The organism is Polynucleobacter sp. 80A-SIGWE (assembly GCF_018882295.1).
GTDB lineage: Bacteria > Pseudomonadota > Gammaproteobacteria > Burkholderiales > Burkholderiaceae > Polynucleobacter.
Genome location: NZ_JACVOR010000002.1, coordinates 903715 through 920589, shown reverse-complemented (window position 1 = coordinate 920589; position 16875 = coordinate 903715). Strand labels below are relative to the sequence as shown.

Here is a 16875-nt window from a genome sequence, read left to right as displayed (position 1 = left end):
ATTCGCAATTGAGCAGTAAACATAATTAAGCAATATTGAACCGGAGAGTAGTGATGAGTGACAAAGTAATCATTTTTGATACGACCTTACGTGATGGCGAACAATCGCCTGGCGCTTCAATGACCAAGGACGAGAAGGTCCGCATTGCTCGCCAGTTAGAGCGCCTCAAGGTAGATGTGATCGAGGCTGGTTTTGCCGCAAGCTCTGAGGGCGACTTTCAGGCTATCTCCGCTGTTGCGGCGGCCGTGAAAGATTCCATCGTATGTTCACTTGCTCGCGCCAACGACAAAGACATTACTCGCGCTGCAGATGCCTTGAAAGCTGCTAATGCAAAACGTATTCATGCATTCTTGGCTACCAGCCCATTGCACATGGCTGTGAAGTTACGTATGTCTCCAGAAGAAGTGTTGGAGCAGGCCAAGCGTTCTATTCGCTTTGCCAGAAACTTGGCCGAGGATATCGAGTTCTCTGCGGAAGACGGCTATCGCTCAGAAATGGATTTCTTATGCAGAGTGGTGGAGGCAGTCATCAACGAAGGTGCGACCACCATCAATATTCCTGATACCGTAGGCTATGCCACGCCAGAGTTATATGGTGAATTTATCAAGACCTTACGCACCCGCGTTCCGAATTCAGATAAAGCGATTTGGTCCGTGCATTGCCACAATGACTTAGGCATGGCTGTTGCCAACTCATTGGCAGGCGTGAAGATCGGCGGTGCTCGACAAATTGAGTGCACCATTAACGGCTTGGGTGAGCGCGCTGGTAATACGGCCTTGGAAGAAATCGTGATGGCTTTGCGTACTCGCAAAGATTACTTTGATATGGTGTGCGGCATTGATGCTACCCAGATCGTTCCTGCCTCGAAGTTAGTGTCACAAATTACTGGTTTCGTGGTTCAGCCAAACAAGGCAGTTGTTGGCGCCAATGCTTTTGCGCACACTTCCGGTATCCACCAAGATGGCATCTTGAAGAATCGCGATACCTATGAAATCATGCGCGCAGAAGATGTGGGTTGGGCAACCAATAAGATTGTGTTGGGTAAGTTGTCTGGCCGTAACGCCTTCAAGCAACGCTTACAGGAGTTGGGCATTGCAATTGAAGCTGAAGCCGATTTGAATGAAGCATTTGTTCGCTTCAAGGCATTGGCTGATCAAAAATCAGAAATCTTTGATGAAGACATTATTGCCATCATGTCAGACTCTGCTGCAGCGGAAGAGGGTGAGTTTTATAAATTTATTTCCTTGAGTCAGCATTCTGAAACAGGCGAGCGCCCAAAGTCCAAAGTTACTTTTCGAGTTGGCGATAAAGAAGCAAGCTCCGAGGCTGAGGGTAACGGGCCAGTTGATGCTAGCTTGAATGCGATTGAAGAAATTGTGAAGAGTGGGGCGGAGCAGTTGCTCTATTCCGTGAATGCGATCACTTCAGGTACGCAATCTCAAGGTGAGGTTACTGTGCGTCTTGCTAAGGGTGGACGTATCGTCAATGGTGTAGGCACTGATCCAGACATCATTGCTGCATCAGCAAAAGCTTACTTATCTGCATTGAATAAATTGCATGATCCTAGTCAAGCTAAGCTCAATGCGCAGATGACACCTTAATCATTCTTGGTGGCATCTGCAGTATCTGAGTAATGCGCCTCTTATTTATTGAGGTCTGTGTTCTTGTAGTACTTGGTGCCTTTGCCGGTGATTTCAGCGGCAAGGCCTGAGTCTGTAAGTTGATACATTAATACCCCAGGAGCGACTGTGACTGCATCTTGGTATGCGTCCCCACTGCTTTCATACTTGGCCGCTGCAGTTACTTGACCGCCAAAGGTCCAGCCAGAATTGACGAAGTCATTCATAGCAGCTTGAGTTTGGAAAACAAAGATATTCTGGAAGGATTTAATTCCCAGTCCTAGACCAGCTTGAACTTCAGCCATGTTCATATAAATTGGCTTAGCACCATCTTTGGGAATTACAACGCCGCTACCAGTGCCGCCGCCGGCGATCAGAATCTTCATTCCAAAATTGCTAAAGGTGGCATAGCCAACAGACTTTTCAATAAGTTCTTTTGCCTTGGGTTGAACTTGATAAAGGGCCTTGAGGGTTGTAGTGCTCGATTTAAGAATATCTTCCCGCTGCTGAGCAACTGTCTTTTGGGGCCCAAAAGGATTAGAAAATTGTGCGTAGCTCAGTGCAGGAGAGAGGGCTAATAGACCATAAGCTAGTGCGTGAATGAGTTTGGCTTGCATGAATTTTCCTTTGCTTTATTTTTCGCAATTAGTGAACTCCATCTTTATACTCCAATCAGCCTCATTGACCCCTTGATATCCACTATGCCTTTACTCATTCGCTTTGTCAGTATTCTCCTCGCGCTCTCGTTGGCGGGCTGCGGCAGCTTGCAGCGCAAAGCAGCAGTGCCATCTCAGCAGATGGGGCAGGCTCAAATAGCGGGCCTGACTGGGGTGCGCTATATGGTGGCTAGTCAAGCTAGCGTAGATCAAATGGCTTTGGATATTCAGGCAGGTTTTCAGGTTAGAGATCAGAAAACATTAAATTCTGCAGCGAATTACCTGTCACTCTCTGGCGGTGGAGATGATGGTGCGTATGGCGCTGGCTTGTTAATCGGTTGGTCTGAGCGTGGTGATCGCCCACAATTTAATTTGGTTACTGGGATTAGTACAGGTGCACTGATTGCTCCTTTTGCCTTTGTTGGAAAAGAATACGACCCAGTCTTACGTCAGGTCTACACACAGTTAGGTCCTCAAGATATTTTTATTGAGCGTGGATTGATCTCCGGCATTTTGAGTGATGGCTTATCTGACACAACGCCATTGTTTCAATTGATCTCTAAATATGTAGATCAGGACTTCTTAAAGAAAGTAGCAAACGAGTACACAACCAAAAATCGTTGGCTCTTAATCGGCACCACCAACCTGGATGCGGGTGTCCCAGTAGTCTGGAATATGGGCAAGATCGCTAGTATTGGCACTCCTGAAGCGCTCGAGCTGTTTAGGAGGGTGATGCTGGCATCTGCATCGATTCCGGGTGCATTTTCTCCAGTGATGTTTGACTTTGAGGTGTCTGGTCAAAGCTTTCATGAAATGCATGTGGATGGCGGGGCTATCACCCAAGTATTTTTGTATCCCAGTGCATTGTCTCAGCGCGCTAAAGACTTAAAGCTCAAGCTGCAAAAGCAGCGCAATGCCTACATTATTCGAAATGCCCGTTTAGATCCTGAGTGGCGAGAAACGGAGCGGGGTACCTTGAGCATTATTCAGCGGGCCATTGCCAGCCTCATTCAGACTCAAGGCTTAGGTGATCTCTATCGGATTTATCACACGACCCAGGTGGATGGCGTCAGCTTTAACTTGGCCTATATTGGTCCAGACTTCAAATTCCCACATAAGACCGAGTTCGATACGGCTTACATGCAGGCTCTTTTTGATTACGGCTACAAACAGGGCCTTAGTGGCAAGGAGTGGCAAAAATACCCTCCCGGCTATAAACGCGGATTTGACGAGGAATTGCCTAAAAAATAGGCATTTTTGCTCATTTTCATAATAATTATCAATTAAATCAATGGCTTGTAATTAAACTTGCCAATTGGGCCTCCCTTGAGGTGTCTAGCCCTAGGGCGGGGTATTAAGGTGGATCTGCTACAATTCGAGGGCTTTGATTTTTAAAGCTTTTTTGTTTTATTTGATTAATAAATGCACGACACGGATTGGGTGAAAGCTCAAGTGTTCGCAAGTAAGGAGTATGAAAATGGCAGTTGCTGATATTAAAACGGCGGAAATCGTCAAAGAAAACGCGCGCAGCGCAAACGATACAGGTAGCCCTGAAGTTCAAGTTTCATTGCTAACAGCCCGTATCAATGAATTAACCCCCCATTTCAAAGCTAACGCTAAAGATCATCACAGCCGTCGTGGTTTGTTGAAGATGGTTTCACGCCGTCGCCGCCTTTTGGATTACCTTAAAGGCAAGGATTTGGGTCGCTATCGCGCATTGATCGAGAAATTAGGTCTCCGTAAGTAATTCTTATCGGTATTGCAATGCCATCTTTCTTAGGGTTGTTTCGTAACAGAATCAGTCTTAAGCAGATGGCATGTTTTTTGAGCGCTTCAAGATTATTTGTGTAGGGGATCGTGTCATTCCAATGAGTTTCTGGATTATTAAATCCAGTGCCTCCCTGGAATGGCATCCCTTGTGATCTTCAAACGCTCCAGTGTTGTCGTGACACTGCTTTATCCCACGGCAAGCGTGAAATCCATGTGGCTTTTACGTGAACAATTTGGAGAAGATCAGAATGACTATGTTTAAAAAAGTAGTAAAAACGTTTCAATGGGGCAACCATCAAGTAACAATGGAAACAGGCGAGATTGCTCGTCAATCTGGTGGTGCTGTAATCGTTAATGTGGATGACACAGTAGTAATGGGCACAGTAGTTGCCTCTAAATCAGCCAAGCCAGGCCAGTCATTTTTCCCATTGACTGTTGATTACCTCGAAAAAACTTACGCCGCAGGAAAAATTCCTGGTGGCTTCTTCCGCCGTGAAGGTCGTCCATCAGAAGGTGAGACATTAATCTCCCGTTTGATCGATCGTCCATTGCGTCCATTGTTTCCAGAAGGCTTCTTAAACGAAGTTCAGGTAGTGGTGCATGTGTTGTCTATCAACCCAGACGTTCCTGCTGATATTCCTGCATTGATCGCTGCTTCTGCAGCTTTAGCTGTTTCAGGCATTCCATTCGCTGGCCCAGTTGGCGCAGCACGTGTTGGTTACGCTAATGGTCAATACCTCTTGAACCCAACTCGTACAGAGCAAGCTACTAGCGAGATGGATTTGATTGTTGCTGGTACACAAGCTGCTGTATTGATGGTTGAGTCAGAAGCTAATCAGTTATCAGAAGAAATCATGTTGGGCGCTGTTGTATATGGTCATGACCAAATGCAAACTGCAATCAATGCAATCAACGAATTAGTGACTGAAGCTGGCAAGCCAGAGTGGGATTGGACTGCTGCTCCTAAAGATGAGCCATTCATCGCTAAGGTAACTGCATTGGCTGAAGCGCCATTGCGCGAGGCTTATCAGATTCGTCAAAAAGGTGCTCGTTCAGACAAGCTCAAAGAAATTACTAAAACAGTTGTAGCTAAGTTACAAGAAGAGGGTGATGTTGACGCTGTTGCCGTTAACGACATCTTGTTTGAAATCGAAGCGAAGATTGTTCGTAGCCAGATTTTGAATGGTGAGCCACGTATTGATGGTCGTGATACACGCACTGTTCGCCCAATCGAAATTCGTAATGGCGTATTGCCACGCACACACGGTTCAGCATTGTTTACCCGTGGTGAAACACAGGCTCTCGTAGTAGCTACTCTAGGTACTGCACGTGATGAGCAGATCATTGACGCGCTCGAAGGTGAGTACCGTGATCGCTTTATGTTCCACTACAACATGCCTCCGTTCGCTACTGGCGAAACAGGTCGTGTAGGTAGCCCTAAGCGTCGTGAAATTGGTCACGGTCGTTTGGCTAAACGTGCATTGATTCCAGTATTGCCAAGCGCAGAAGATTTTGCGTACAGCATTCGTGTGGTTTCAGAAATCACTGAGTCCAATGGTTCTTCATCCATGGCTTCTGTTTGCGGTGGCTGTTTGGCAATGATGGACGCTGGTGTTCCAGTTAAAGCTCACGTTGCTGGTGTTGCAATGGGCTTGATTTTGGATGGTAATCGTTTTGCTGTATTGACAGATATCTTGGGTGATGAAGATCACTTAGGCGATATGGACTTTAAAGTAGCTGGTACTGCTAACGGTATTACCGCTTTGCAAATGGACATTAAGGTTCAAGGTATCACTAAAGAAATTATGCAAGTTGCATTGGCCCAAGCTAAAGAAGGTCGTTTGCACATTTTGAGCAAGATGCAAGAAGCAATGGGTTCAGTTCGCACTGAATTGTCTGCACATGCTCCACGTATGGTTTCTTTCAAGATTCATCCAGACAAGATTCGTGAAGTAATCGGTAAGGGCGGAGCAACAATTCAAGCCTTGACTAAAGAAACTGGTTGCAGCATCGATATTAAAGATGACGGTACTGTAACAATCGCTTCTACTTCTGCTGAAGGCATGGCTGAAGCGAAAGCACGTATCGAAGGCATCACTGCTGAAGCTGAAGTAGGCAAGATCTACGAAGGTCCAGTTGTGAAATTGCTCGAGTTTGGTGCTTTGGTAAACATTCTTCCAGGCAAAGATGGTCTCTTGCACATTTCTGAAATCTCTAATGAGCGCGTAAAAGAAGTTAAAGACTACTTAGCAGAAGGCCAAGTGGTTCGCGTGAAGTTGTTGGCTGCTGATGAGCGCGGTCGTTTGCGTTTATCTCTCAAGGCTGCGATGGCTGATGAAGGTGGCACGATTGCTCCTTTGGCTGGCGCAACTGAAGCTACTGCTGAAGCGGCTCCTACATCTGGCGAAACTGCTTAAGTAAAGTAAGCGAGCGGGGATTTATATGCGCGTAATGGAGATCAAAGAATTTGGCGCACCAGAAATGCTGGTGTCTGCCACTCGTCCTGATCCAGTAGCCCCGGCTGCTGGTACGGGTGAGATTTTGATTAAGGTGATTGCTGCTGGGATTAATCGCCCAGACGTTTTACAACGTAAAGGTCATTACCCAGTTCCAGCGGGCGCATCTGATATTCCTGGTCTCGAAGTGGCTGGCGAGATTGTTGGTGGTGACCTAGCTCACGCTGATAATCTATTTGGTCTTAAAGTTGGCGATAAGGTGTGCGCGCTTGTGCAGGGTGGTGGCTACGCAGAACTGTGTACTGCCCCCATTGCGCAATGCTTGCCTTACCCAAAAGGATTTACCGATCAAGAAGCAGCCTCATTACCCGAAACTTTTTACACCGTCTGGAGCAATGTCTTCATGCGCGGTGAGTTATCTGAAGGTGAAACTTTGCTGGTGCAAGGTGGCTCGAGCGGTATTGGCGTTACTGCCATTTTGATTGCTAAAGCTTTAGGTCATAAAGTGTTTGTTACTGCTGGTACCGATGAGAAGTGTGCAGCTTGCGTAGCTTTAGGTGCTGACTTGGCGATCAATTACAAGACACAAGACTTTGTAGAAGAAGTAAAGAAAGCTACAAATGGCAAAGGCGTCAACGTGGTGCTCGACATGGTCACTGGTGCTTACGTACAAAAAGAAATTGATTGCTTAGCTGATGATGGTCGTATTGTGATCATTGCGATCATGGGTGGATCAAAAGCAGAAGTAAATACTGGTCAAATTTTGCGTCGCCGTTTAACCATCACTGGCTCTACACTACGTCCACGTCCAGTTTCATTCAAGAAACAAATTACTCAGCAGTTGCATGCACGTATCTGGCCTTTGTTAGATGCGGGTAAGTTAAAGCCAGTAATTTATAAAACATTTACCTTAGACCAAGCTGCTGATGCCCATCGCTTGATGGAGTCTTCTGAGCATGTTGGCAAGATTGTGTTAACCGTTTAAGTATTGAGCTAGATTTAATGCGTCCACTCACTGTTATCGGCAACTGGAAAATGAATGGCAGTCTTGCAAGCAATGCGGACTGGGTCAAGACCGTTTGTCGTGGCATGGAGCAAGGGATGCCAGCAGGTCGCAAGTATGCAGTGTGTGTTCCAGCGCCTTATTTGTCGCAGTGTGGTGAGTTGATTCAAGATTGCTCCCTTGCTTTTTTAAGTTTGGGTGCTCAGGATGCATCGGCTTATGCTGCTGGCGCTTATACCGGTGAAGTTGCTGCATCTATGCTTAAAGAATTGCATTGCGCTTATGTGATTGTTGGGCACTCTGAGCGTCGCCAACTTCATCAGGAGACTGATGAGCAGGTTGCTGAGAAAGCCCTTCAGGTGCTTGATAACGGCATGATTCCGGTGATTTGCGTTGGTGAGTCTGCGGATGAGCGTAACTCGGGTCGCGAAATTGAAGTAGTCAGAGGTCAGATTGCAAGGCAGGTTGCTGTCTTGCAAGATCGTTTGGCTGACTGCCTTATTGCTTATGAGCCTATTTGGGCGATTGGTACGGGAAAGGTAGCTAGCGCTCAGATGGCTCAGGATATGCACAGAGCAATTCGTTTGCAGCTAGCGGAATTTGATGAAGATGTAGCTTCCCATGTGGGAATTTTGTATGGCGGTAGCGTCAAACCTGACAATGCCGTTGAATTGTTTGCAATGCCGGATATTGATGGCGGATTGATTGGGGGGGCTTCATTGAACCCGCAGGATTTTCTCGCTATTTGTCAGGCCTAGTTTTTTTATTTGGAGATAAGCCATGGAATGGTTTAAGACTTTATTGATCGTTTTGCAGGTTATTTCAGCTTTGGCTGTGATCTTGCTTGTGTTGCTTCAACAGGGTAAGGGTGCCGATATGGGCGCTGCATTTGGTTCGGGATCTTCTGGTAGCCTCTTTGGCGCCAGTGGCTCAGCCAACTTCCTGTCCCACACAACCGCCATTTTTGCAGCAGTCTTCTTTGTCTGCACTTTGGGGATTACCTGGATTGGTAATAAGAAGGAAGTTAGCCCTGGTATTTTGTCTGGGACCGTTGCTCCTGCCGCAGCTCCTGCTGCTGCACCAGCTGCCCCAGTTCAGGACCCTAGTAAGCCAGCAGTTCCAAAGTAAAAAAGTAGGAATTAAGCGCCTTCTACCCCTGTTTTCGGGGTAGTTCAGTGGTGCAATGCAGTAGAATTGACAGGTTTTACAAGATGCCGACGTGGTGAAATTGGTAGACACGCTATCTTGAGGGGGTAGTGGCTTAGGCTGTGCGAGTTCGAGTCTCGCCGTCGGCACCAAATTGTAAAAACTGTAGGGGTTTATGCTGTAAATCAAGGATTTATCTGCTGGAATAATTGATAATTTGTAGCTTCTTAGGACTTACCAGACGAACGACTCAGGGCCATTTTGAATCTCGCTAATTACTTTCCTGTTCTTCTTTTTATCCTCGTAGGTATTGGGGTGGGTTTAGTCCCCATGTTCCTCGGAAAAATCTTGGCTCCTTCGAAGCCAGATGCTGAAAAACTATCTCCATATGAGTGCGGTTTTGAAGCTTTCGAAGATGCGCGTATGAAGTTCGACGTGCGTTATTACCTCATCGCCATCCTGTTTATCTTATTTGACTTAGAAACTGCATTCCTATTCCCATGGGGTGTGGCTCTTCGTGATATCGGCTGGTTCGGCTACGCCTCTATGGTGATTTTCTTATTGGAATTCATCGTTGGCTTCGTATATATCTGGAAAAAGGGCGCTCTCGACTGGGAGTGATAGATATGGCATTAGAAGGCGTTCTCAAAGAAGGATTTGTTACCACTACTGCAGACCAGTTAATTAACTGGACGCGTAATGGCTCTTTATGGCCAATGACATTTGGTCTTGCTTGCTGCGCTGTAGAAATGATGCACGCAGGCGCATCCCGTTACGACTTGGACCGATTTGGCGTGGTTTTCCGTCCATCTCCACGTCAATCAGACCTCATGATCGTTGCAGGTACCTTGTGCAACAAGATGGCTCCAGCGCTCCGCAAGGTTTATGACCAAATGCCTGAGCCACGTTGGGTTATCTCGATGGGTTCATGTGCCAATGGTGGTGGTTACTACCATAACTCGTATTCAGTAGTTCGAGGTTGCGACCGCATCGTGCCAGTTGATATTTATGTTCCTGGCTGTCCTCCAACTGCAGAAGCGTTGATCTATGGAATCATTCAGTTGCAATCCAAGATCGCTCGCACCAGCACGATTGCGCGGAAGGCTTAAACCATGTCAGATCGTTTAGTTCAACTCGCTGCCAATCTAGAAAAAGTTTTAGGTAAGCGTGCGCAATCTATTGAGATTGCTTTGGGTGAAGTGACTGTAGTTGTAAATGCAGATACCTATTTTGAATCCGCCATGTTGTTGCGTGATGAGCCTTCATTGGCTTTTGAGCAATTGATTGATTTGTGCGGCGTGGATTATCAGGATTTTCGCGAGGGGCAGTGGGGCGGTCAGCGTTTTGGCGTTGTGACTCATCTCTTGTCTATCGAGCATAACTGGCGTTTACGTGTTCGCGTGTTCGCACCAGAAGATGCGTATCCAGTGGTTGCTTCGCTAACTCCAGTTTGGGCGGCTGCTAACTGGTTTGAGCGCGAAGCCTTTGACCTCTACGGCATCTTGTTTGATGGTCATGAAGACTTGCGCCGCATCCTGACTGATTACGGTTTCATTGGTCATCCATTTAGAAAAGATTTCCCAATCTCTGGCAACGTAGAAATGCGTTATGACCCAGAGTTAAAGCGTGTTGTGTATCAGCCTGTCACGATTGAAGCGCGTGAAATCACGCCACGTATCGTGCGCGAAGAGCAGTATGGAGGTCCGGTTTAAGTCATGGCACAAATTAAGAACTACACCCTCAATTTCGGTCCTCAGCATCCTGCGGCACACGGCGTATTGCGTCTGGTGTTAGAGCTTGATGGTGAAGTCATTCAGCGCGCTGATCCGCACATCGGTTTATTGCATCGCGCTACAGAAAAATTAGCTGAGACACGTACTTGGATTCAGAACGTTCCTTACATGGATCGTTTGGACTATGTATCGATGATGTCAAACGAGCATGCTTATGTAATGGCGATTGAAAAATTGCTACAAGTGGACGTGCCAGAACGCGCTCAATATATTCGCGTGATGTTTGACGAGTTAACTCGCTTACTTAATCACCTATTGTGGATTGGTTGTCATGGTTTAGACGTTGGTGCCATGGCCGTATTCTTGTACGCATTCCGTGATCGTGAAGATATTTTTGATATGTACGAAGCTGTTTCTGGCGCTCGTATGCATGCTGCTTACTATCGTCCAGGTGGCGTCTATCGCGACCTACCAACACAGATGGCGCAGTACTCCAAGTCTAAGATTCGTAGTGCATCCGCAATCAAGCGTTTGAATGAAAATCGTAGCGGCACATTACTTGATTTCATTGAGCAGTTCTCAAATGGTTTTGATGCCAACGTTGATGAGTATTGCAATCTCTTAACGGATAACCGTATTTGGAAACAACGCTTAGTTGGTATCGGTGTTGTTTCTCCTGAGCGCGCTTTGCAGCTCGGTTTCACTGGTCCAATGCTGCGTGGTTCCGGTATTGAGTGGGACTTGCGTAAAAAGCAACCTTACGAAACTTACGACAAGCTCGACTTTGATATTCCGGTTGGCGTGAATGGTGATTCTTATGATCGCTATCTAGTTCGCATGGAAGAAATGCGTCAATCCAACCGCATCATTAAACAGTGCGTGGCTTGGCTCAAGGCAAATGATGGTCCTGTCATGAGCGACAACCATAAAGTGTCTCCACCGAAGCGTGTGGATATGAAGACCAACATGGAAGAGTTGATTCACCATTTCAAACTCTTTACCGAAGGTATGCACGTTCCTGATGGCGAGGCTTACTCTGCCGTTGAGCATCCAAAAGGTGAGTTTGGTATCTATTTGATTTCTGATGGTGCAAATAAGCCATACCGCATGAAGATTCGTGCACCAGGCTTTGTACATCTATCTGCAATGGATGAGATGTCACGCGGCCACATGTTGGCTGATGCTGTAACTATTATTGGTACCCAAGATATCGTGTTCGGGGAGATTGACCGCTAATACAGCGCGCCAAGGATTAATTCATGACAACAACCCTTCAACTTTCAGACAAAACGCTCGCAGACATTGCGCGCAATGTCGCGAAATACCCGCCAGAACAAAAACAATCTGCTGTGATGGCTGCTTTGATTGCCGCCCAAACTGAAGTAGGTTGGGTTTCACCAGAGGTGATTGAAACAGTTGCCCAAATTTTAGAAATGCCAACGATTGCAGTTGATGAAGTGGCTACTTTCTACAACATGTACGACACCAAAAAAATTGGCAAATACAAGTTGGTAATTTGTACTAACTTGCCTTGCCAGTTAACTCATGGCGAAACTGCTGCAACGTATTTAAAAGAAACTCTTGGTATTGGTTACAACGAGACAACGCCTTGTGGCACGTTCACCCTTAAAGAGGGTGAGTGCATGGGTGCTTGCGGAGATTCACCGGTAATGTTGGTGAACAACAAGCGCATGTGCAGCTTCATGAGTAAAGAAAAGATTGACGCTCTGTTAAATGAGCTCCGTGCAGAAGGGAAAGCAGCATGACCAGCTTGCACGATAGACACATTAAGCCTTTGATTCTTGCTGGATTGAATGGTGAGAACTGGCGTTTAAAAGATTACGAAAGCCGTGGCGGATATCAACAACTCCGTCGCATCATCAATGACAAAGTCGCCCCGGATGCGATCATTGCTGAATTAAAAGCTTCATCATTACGTGGTCGTGGAGGCGCAGGCTTCCCAACTGGATTGAAGTGGAGCTTTATGCCCCGTCAATTCCCTGGCCAAAAGTATTTAGTTTGTAATAGTGACGAAGGTGAGCCGGGTACATTTAAAGACCGCGACATCATGCGTTACAACCCGCATGCATTGATTGAGGGCATGATTATTGGTGCCTACACTATGGGCATCACAGTGGGTTACAACTATATCCACGGCGAAATTTGGGAAGTCTATTCCCGCTTTGAAGAGGCTCTTGAAGAAGCCCGCGCTGCCGGATATCTTGGCGACAAAATCATGGGAAGTGATTTCAGCTTCCAATTGCATGCCGCTCCAGGTTGGGGTGCATACATCTGTGGTGAAGAAACTGCTTTGCTCGAGTCTCTTGAGGGTAAGAAGGGTCAACCGCGCTTCAAGCCACCATTCCCTGCAAGCTTTGGTTTGTATGGCAAGCCGACTACGATCAATAACACTGAAACATTTGCTGCTGTGCCATTCATTATGGCGATCGGCGGCCCGGCATATTTAGAGTTGGGCAAGCCAAACAACGGCGGTACAAAGATTTTCTCCATCTCTGGCGATGTTACTTATCCAGGTAACTACGAGATTCCATTGGGAACCCCATTTGCTGAACTATTGAAGCTTGCTGGTGGCATGCGTGATGGCATTCCTCTCAAAGCGGTAATTCCTGGTGGATCTTCTTCACCAGTTATTCCTGGCGCAGAGATGATGACCCTCACGATGGATTACGACAGCATTGCGAAAGCAGGTTCGATGTTGGGATCTGGTGCGGTCATTGTCATGAATGAAACACGCTGCATGGTTCGCGCCTTAGAGCGCTTGTCATACTTCTATCACGAAGAATCTTGTGGTCAGTGCACCCCATGTCGTGAAGGTACTGGCTGGTTGTGGCGCATTGTTCACCGTATCGAGCATGGTGAAGGGCGTCCAGAGGATTTGGATTTATTGAACGATGTAGCGGCAAACATTCAAGGTCGCACGATTTGCGCCTTGGGTGATGCAGCTGCAATGCCGGTTCGTGGCATGTTGAAGCATTACATGGATGAATTTGCGTATCACGTAGAACATAAGCGCTGCTTAGATTCTGCGAAACCTTTATAAGACATTGAGCACGGGACATCTTAAAGTGAGCATGGTTGAAATCGAATTAGATGGTAAGGCTGTAGAAGTTCCGCAAGGTTCGATGGTGATGCACGCCGCGAACAAGATCGGCACTTATATCCCTCACTTCTGCTATCACAAGAAATTATCTATCGCCGCTAACTGCCGTATGTGTTTAGTGGAAGTAGAAAAGGCTCCTAAGCCTTTGCCAGCTTGCGCTACTCCAGTGACGCAAGGCATGAAGGTATTTACGCATTCCGCTAAAGCAGTTGAAGCACAGCGTTCCGTAATGGAGTTCCTGCTGATTAACCATCCTTTGGATTGCCCAATTTGCGATCAAGGTGGTGAGTGCCAGTTACAAGATTTGGCGGTTGGTTACGGTAAATCGAATTCACGCTACGAAGAAGAGAAGCGTGTTGTTTTCCATAAGAATGTAGGTCCACTCATCTCCATGCAAGAGATGACACGTTGTATTCACTGCACCCGTTGCGTACGCTTTGGCCAAGAAGTGGCCGGCGTAATGGAGTTGGGTATGGTCAACCGTGGCGAGCATTCTGAGATCACTACTTTTGCAGGTCAAACCATTGATTCCGAGTTGTCTGGAAACATGATTGATTTGTGCCCAGTTGGCGCATTGACTAGCAAGCCATTCCGCTATGCTGCTCGTACTTGGGAATTGGGTCGCAAGCGTTCAGTCAGTCCGCACGATAGTCTTGGCGCGAACACCACTATTCAAACTAAAGCTAACAAAGTCATGCGTGTTGTTGCTTTGGAAAACGATGCAGTAAATGAGTGCTGGATTAGCGACCGTGATCGCTTTGCCTATGAAGGTTTGAATAGTGCGGATCGCGTAACGACACCAATGGTGAAGCAGGGTGGTCAGTGGCTTGAGACTGATTGGCAATCCGCAATGGATTATGTTGCTCATTCACTTAAAACTATTTCCTCTGAGAGTGGCCCTGAAGCGGTTGCTGCTTTAGCGCATCCAATCTCTAGTACTGAAGAGTTGTACCTTCTCCAGAAGATGATTCGTGGTTTAGGCTCTAAGCAAGTTGAGACTCGTTTACGTCAAACTGACGTGAAGGGCGCTGCCTCTACCCCATGGTTGGGTATGCCAATTAGCAAGGTAAGTGAGCTGGATCGTGTTTTAGTAATCGGTAGCTTCTTGCGTAAAGAGCAACCATTGATTGCTGCACGTCTACGTACTGCAGCCAAGCGTGGCTTGCAAGTTTCACGTATTGATGCAGGTGGCGATGATTGGTTAATTCCTGCAACTGGTATTGCTGCTACTCCAAGCACATGGCTTAATGCATTGAGTGAAGTTGCTTTGGCAGTGGCTAAAGCGAAGTCTGCTACTGCTCCAGCCGGCACACCAAACTTACCAGTGTCTGCTACTGCGCAAAAGATTGCAGATAGCTTGCTTTCCGGAGCATCCACTTCTGTATTGCTGGGTTCTGCTGCAATCGCACACCCACAAGCATCTGACTTGCATGTCTTGGCACAATTCATTGCCGAGCAAACTGGCGCAACTTTAGGTTTCTTGCCTGTTGGCGGTAATGCTGTTGGTGCTAGCTTGGTAAATGCTAACGGTACCGGTGTTGAATCCGTGTTATCCGGTGAGCGCCGTGCTGTGATCTTGATGAATATCGAGCCAGACGCTGATTTACCAAATCCTGCACAAGCGCGAGCTGCTTTGGCTAAAGCCAATACAGTGATTGCCTTAAGTGCCTATAAGAGTGCTGATCTGCTTGAGGTAGCCGATGTCATCCTGCCAATCTCTACATTTACAGAAACAGTATCTACTTTTGTTAATTCAGAAGGCCGCGCACAAACGATTCAGCCAGCTGTAAAACCTTTGGGCGATTCACGTCCAGCATGGAAAGTTCTTCGTGTTCTAGGTGGTTTATTGAATTTAGATGGTTTCCTCTACAACATGCCTGAAGAGGTGTTGGGCGAAGCGCTTAGTGAAAACTACTGCACTAAGTTATCAAATCAATCTACAGCTACTGGCTTAAGCAATAGCAACGTAACTGCATCAGCAGGTTTAGAGCGCATATCTGATGTTGGTATTTATGCCGGCGATCAAATCGTGCGTCGTTCATCAGCATTGCAGTTAACGCGTGATGCTAAGCGTGGCAATCAAGTTGGAGTAGGTCAAGCACTCTTTAATGAATTGGGCTTGAAAGAGGGTGATGCTGTGCGAGTGACCCAAGATGGTCAGTCCATAGATTTGCCAGTCACATTAGAAGCGAACTTAGCTAAGGGTGCTGTCAGAATTTCTGCCGGCACTATGGCTAGCGCTAAATTGGGATCGATGTTTGGTCCTGTAACTGTTAGCAAGGCATAAGGGACGAGATGGATAATTTCTTGAACCTCATTACTACCCAAGGTGAAGCAATCTTTGGCTCGCTATGGCCGCTTGTTTGGGCTTTGGTGCGCATTGTGATCATTGTGTTGCCGATGTTTGGCGCCGTTGCTTACATGACTCTTTGGGAGCGTAAATTAATCGGCTGGATGCATATCCGTCTTGGACCAAACCGCGTTGGCCCTCTGGGCTTACTGCAGCCAATCGCTGATGCTTTGAAGTTGTTGATGAAAGAAATCATTTCTCCAACACAAGCTAGCAAAGTGTTGTATTTCATTGCACCAGTGATGGTGATCATGCCGGCTTTTGCTGCTTGGGCTGTTATTCCTTTCCAGGCAAAAATGGTCTTGGCTGACGTGAATGCTGGATTGCTATATGTCATGGCAATCTCATCCATCGGTGTTTATGGTGTGATCTTGGCAGGTTGGTCATCTAACTCCAAGTACCCATTCCTTGGCGCTATGCGCGCATCAGCTCAAATGATTTCTTATGAGATCGCTATGGGCTTTGCATTAGTTACTGTACTGTTGACTTCTGGCTCATTGAACTTGAGCACAATTGTGGCTTCGCAAGAGCAGGGCTACTTTGCCAACATGGGCTTGAATTTCCTATCTTGGAATTGGTTGCCTTTGCTACCAATGTTCGTGATTTACTTCATCTCTGGCGTTGCTGAAACTAACCGCCATCCATTTGACGTGGTTGAGGGTGAGTCTGAGATTGTTGCTGGCCACATGGTTGAGTACTCTGGTATGGCCTTTGCGATGTTCTTCTTGGCTGAATACGCCAACATGATCTTGATCGCAGCGCTAGCATCCACTATGTTCTTAGGCGGCTGGTTGCCTATCGTTGATTTGCCTATCCTTCGTGATATCCCTGGCTTTTTCTGGTTGTTTGCCAAAACCTTCTTCCTCTTGTCTTGCGTTATCTGGTTGCGTGCGACTTTGCCTCGTTATCGCTATGACCAAATTATGCGTTTGGGTTGGAAGATCTTTATCCCCATCTCCGTATTCTGGGTAGTTGTCGTTGGCGCATGGGTTGTATCCCCATTGAATATTTGGAAATAAGT

16 protein-coding genes and 1 tRNA gene are annotated in these 16875 nt (G+C 46.8%); 16 read left to right on the top strand and 1 reads right to left on the bottom strand.

What is annotated here, in order from left to right; all coding sequences use genetic code 11:
* Window positions 1-53 precede the first annotated feature (53 nt).
* The gene (locus ICN25_RS09480; RefSeq protein WP_216181959.1) at window positions 54-1601 is read left to right on the top strand and encodes a 2-isopropylmalate synthase; all 1548 of its coding nucleotides are present in this window, start codon (window positions 54-56) and stop codon (window positions 1599-1601) included.
* Window positions 1602-1642: 41 nt separating this feature from the next.
* On the opposite strand, the gene ICN25_RS09475 is transcribed toward ICN25_RS09480, so the two are convergent.
* On the bottom strand, window positions 1643-2236 hold the full coding sequence (locus ICN25_RS09475; protein ID WP_216181956.1) for a YSC84-related protein: 594 nt from the start codon (window positions 2234-2236) through the stop codon (window positions 1643-1645).
* An 84-nt stretch (window positions 2237-2320) separates the two neighbouring features.
* On the opposite strand from ICN25_RS09475, the gene ICN25_RS09470 reads away from it, so the two are divergent.
* The 15 genes from ICN25_RS09470 (at window position 2321) to nuoH (ending at window position 16873) form a co-directional block, all read left to right on the top strand.
* A complete protein-coding gene (locus ICN25_RS09470) occupies window positions 2321-3526 on the top strand; it encodes a patatin-like phospholipase family protein (RefSeq protein WP_216181953.1) in 1206 nt (401 codons plus the stop codon).
* Between the two features lie 226 nt (window positions 3527-3752).
* On the top strand, window positions 3753-4022 hold the full coding sequence (gene rpsO / locus ICN25_RS09465) for a 30S ribosomal protein S15 (protein ID WP_015420915.1): 270 nt from the start codon (window positions 3753-3755) through the stop codon (window positions 4020-4022).
* Between the two features lie 271 nt (window positions 4023-4293).
* Window positions 4294-6462 carry a polyribonucleotide nucleotidyltransferase gene (gene pnp, locus ICN25_RS09460; protein WP_216181939.1) on the top strand — a complete coding sequence of 723 codons (2169 nt, stop codon included), beginning with the start codon at window positions 4294-4296 and terminating at the stop codon, window positions 6460-6462.
* 25 nt (window positions 6463-6487) lie between these two features.
* On the top strand, window positions 6488-7486 hold the full coding sequence (locus ICN25_RS09455) for an NAD(P)H-quinone oxidoreductase (protein WP_216181936.1): 999 nt from the start codon (window positions 6488-6490) through the stop codon (window positions 7484-7486).
* A 17-nt stretch (window positions 7487-7503) separates the two neighbouring features.
* On the top strand, window positions 7504-8262 hold the full coding sequence (gene tpiA / locus ICN25_RS09450; protein WP_216181933.1) for a triose-phosphate isomerase: 759 nt from the start codon (window positions 7504-7506) through the stop codon (window positions 8260-8262).
* 22 nt (window positions 8263-8284) lie between these two features.
* A complete protein-coding gene (gene secG / locus ICN25_RS09445) occupies window positions 8285-8632 on the top strand; it encodes a preprotein translocase subunit SecG (RefSeq protein ID WP_216181930.1) in 348 nt (115 codons plus the stop codon).
* An 85-nt stretch (window positions 8633-8717) separates the two neighbouring features.
* Window positions 8718-8802: transfer RNA gene (locus ICN25_RS09440), tRNA-Leu, on the top strand.
* A 109-nt stretch (window positions 8803-8911) separates the two neighbouring features.
* Window positions 8912-9271, top strand: a complete 360-nt coding sequence (locus ICN25_RS09435; RefSeq protein ID WP_011902892.1) for an NADH-quinone oxidoreductase subunit A — start codon at window positions 8912-8914, stop codon at window positions 9269-9271.
* Between the two features lie 5 nt (window positions 9272-9276).
* Window positions 9277-9759: an NADH-quinone oxidoreductase subunit B family protein gene (locus ICN25_RS09430; protein ID WP_011902891.1), complete on the top strand. Its 483-nt coding sequence runs from the start codon at window positions 9277-9279 to the stop codon at window positions 9757-9759.
* Between the two features lie 3 nt (window positions 9760-9762).
* Entirely contained in the window at window positions 9763-10362 is a 600-nt protein-coding gene (locus ICN25_RS09425; protein ID WP_216181927.1) for an NADH-quinone oxidoreductase subunit C, read from the top strand.
* Between the two features lie 3 nt (window positions 10363-10365).
* The gene (locus tag ICN25_RS09420; protein ID WP_216181924.1) at window positions 10366-11619 is read left to right on the top strand and encodes an NADH-quinone oxidoreductase subunit D; all 1254 of its coding nucleotides are present in this window, start codon (window positions 10366-10368) and stop codon (window positions 11617-11619) included.
* Between the two features lie 23 nt (window positions 11620-11642).
* Window positions 11643-12149, top strand: a complete 507-nt coding sequence (gene nuoE, locus ICN25_RS09415; RefSeq protein ID WP_216181921.1) for an NADH-quinone oxidoreductase subunit NuoE — start codon at window positions 11643-11645, stop codon at window positions 12147-12149.
* Window positions 12146-13444, top strand: coding sequence for an NADH-quinone oxidoreductase subunit NuoF (gene nuoF, locus ICN25_RS09410; RefSeq protein WP_216181918.1), 1299 nt, complete (start codon window positions 12146-12148; stop codon window positions 13442-13444). The genes nuoE and nuoF overlap by 4 nt, the downstream gene beginning before the upstream one ends.
* Window positions 13445-13475: 31 nt before the next feature.
* Window positions 13476-15791, top strand: coding sequence for an NADH-quinone oxidoreductase subunit NuoG (gene nuoG / locus ICN25_RS09405; protein WP_216181914.1), 2316 nt, complete (start codon window positions 13476-13478; stop codon window positions 15789-15791).
* 8 nt (window positions 15792-15799) lie between these two features.
* On the top strand, window positions 15800-16873 hold the full coding sequence (gene nuoH, locus ICN25_RS09400; protein WP_216181911.1) for an NADH-quinone oxidoreductase subunit NuoH: 1074 nt from the start codon (window positions 15800-15802) through the stop codon (window positions 16871-16873).
* The last annotated feature ends 2 nt before the right edge of the window (window positions 16874-16875 follow it).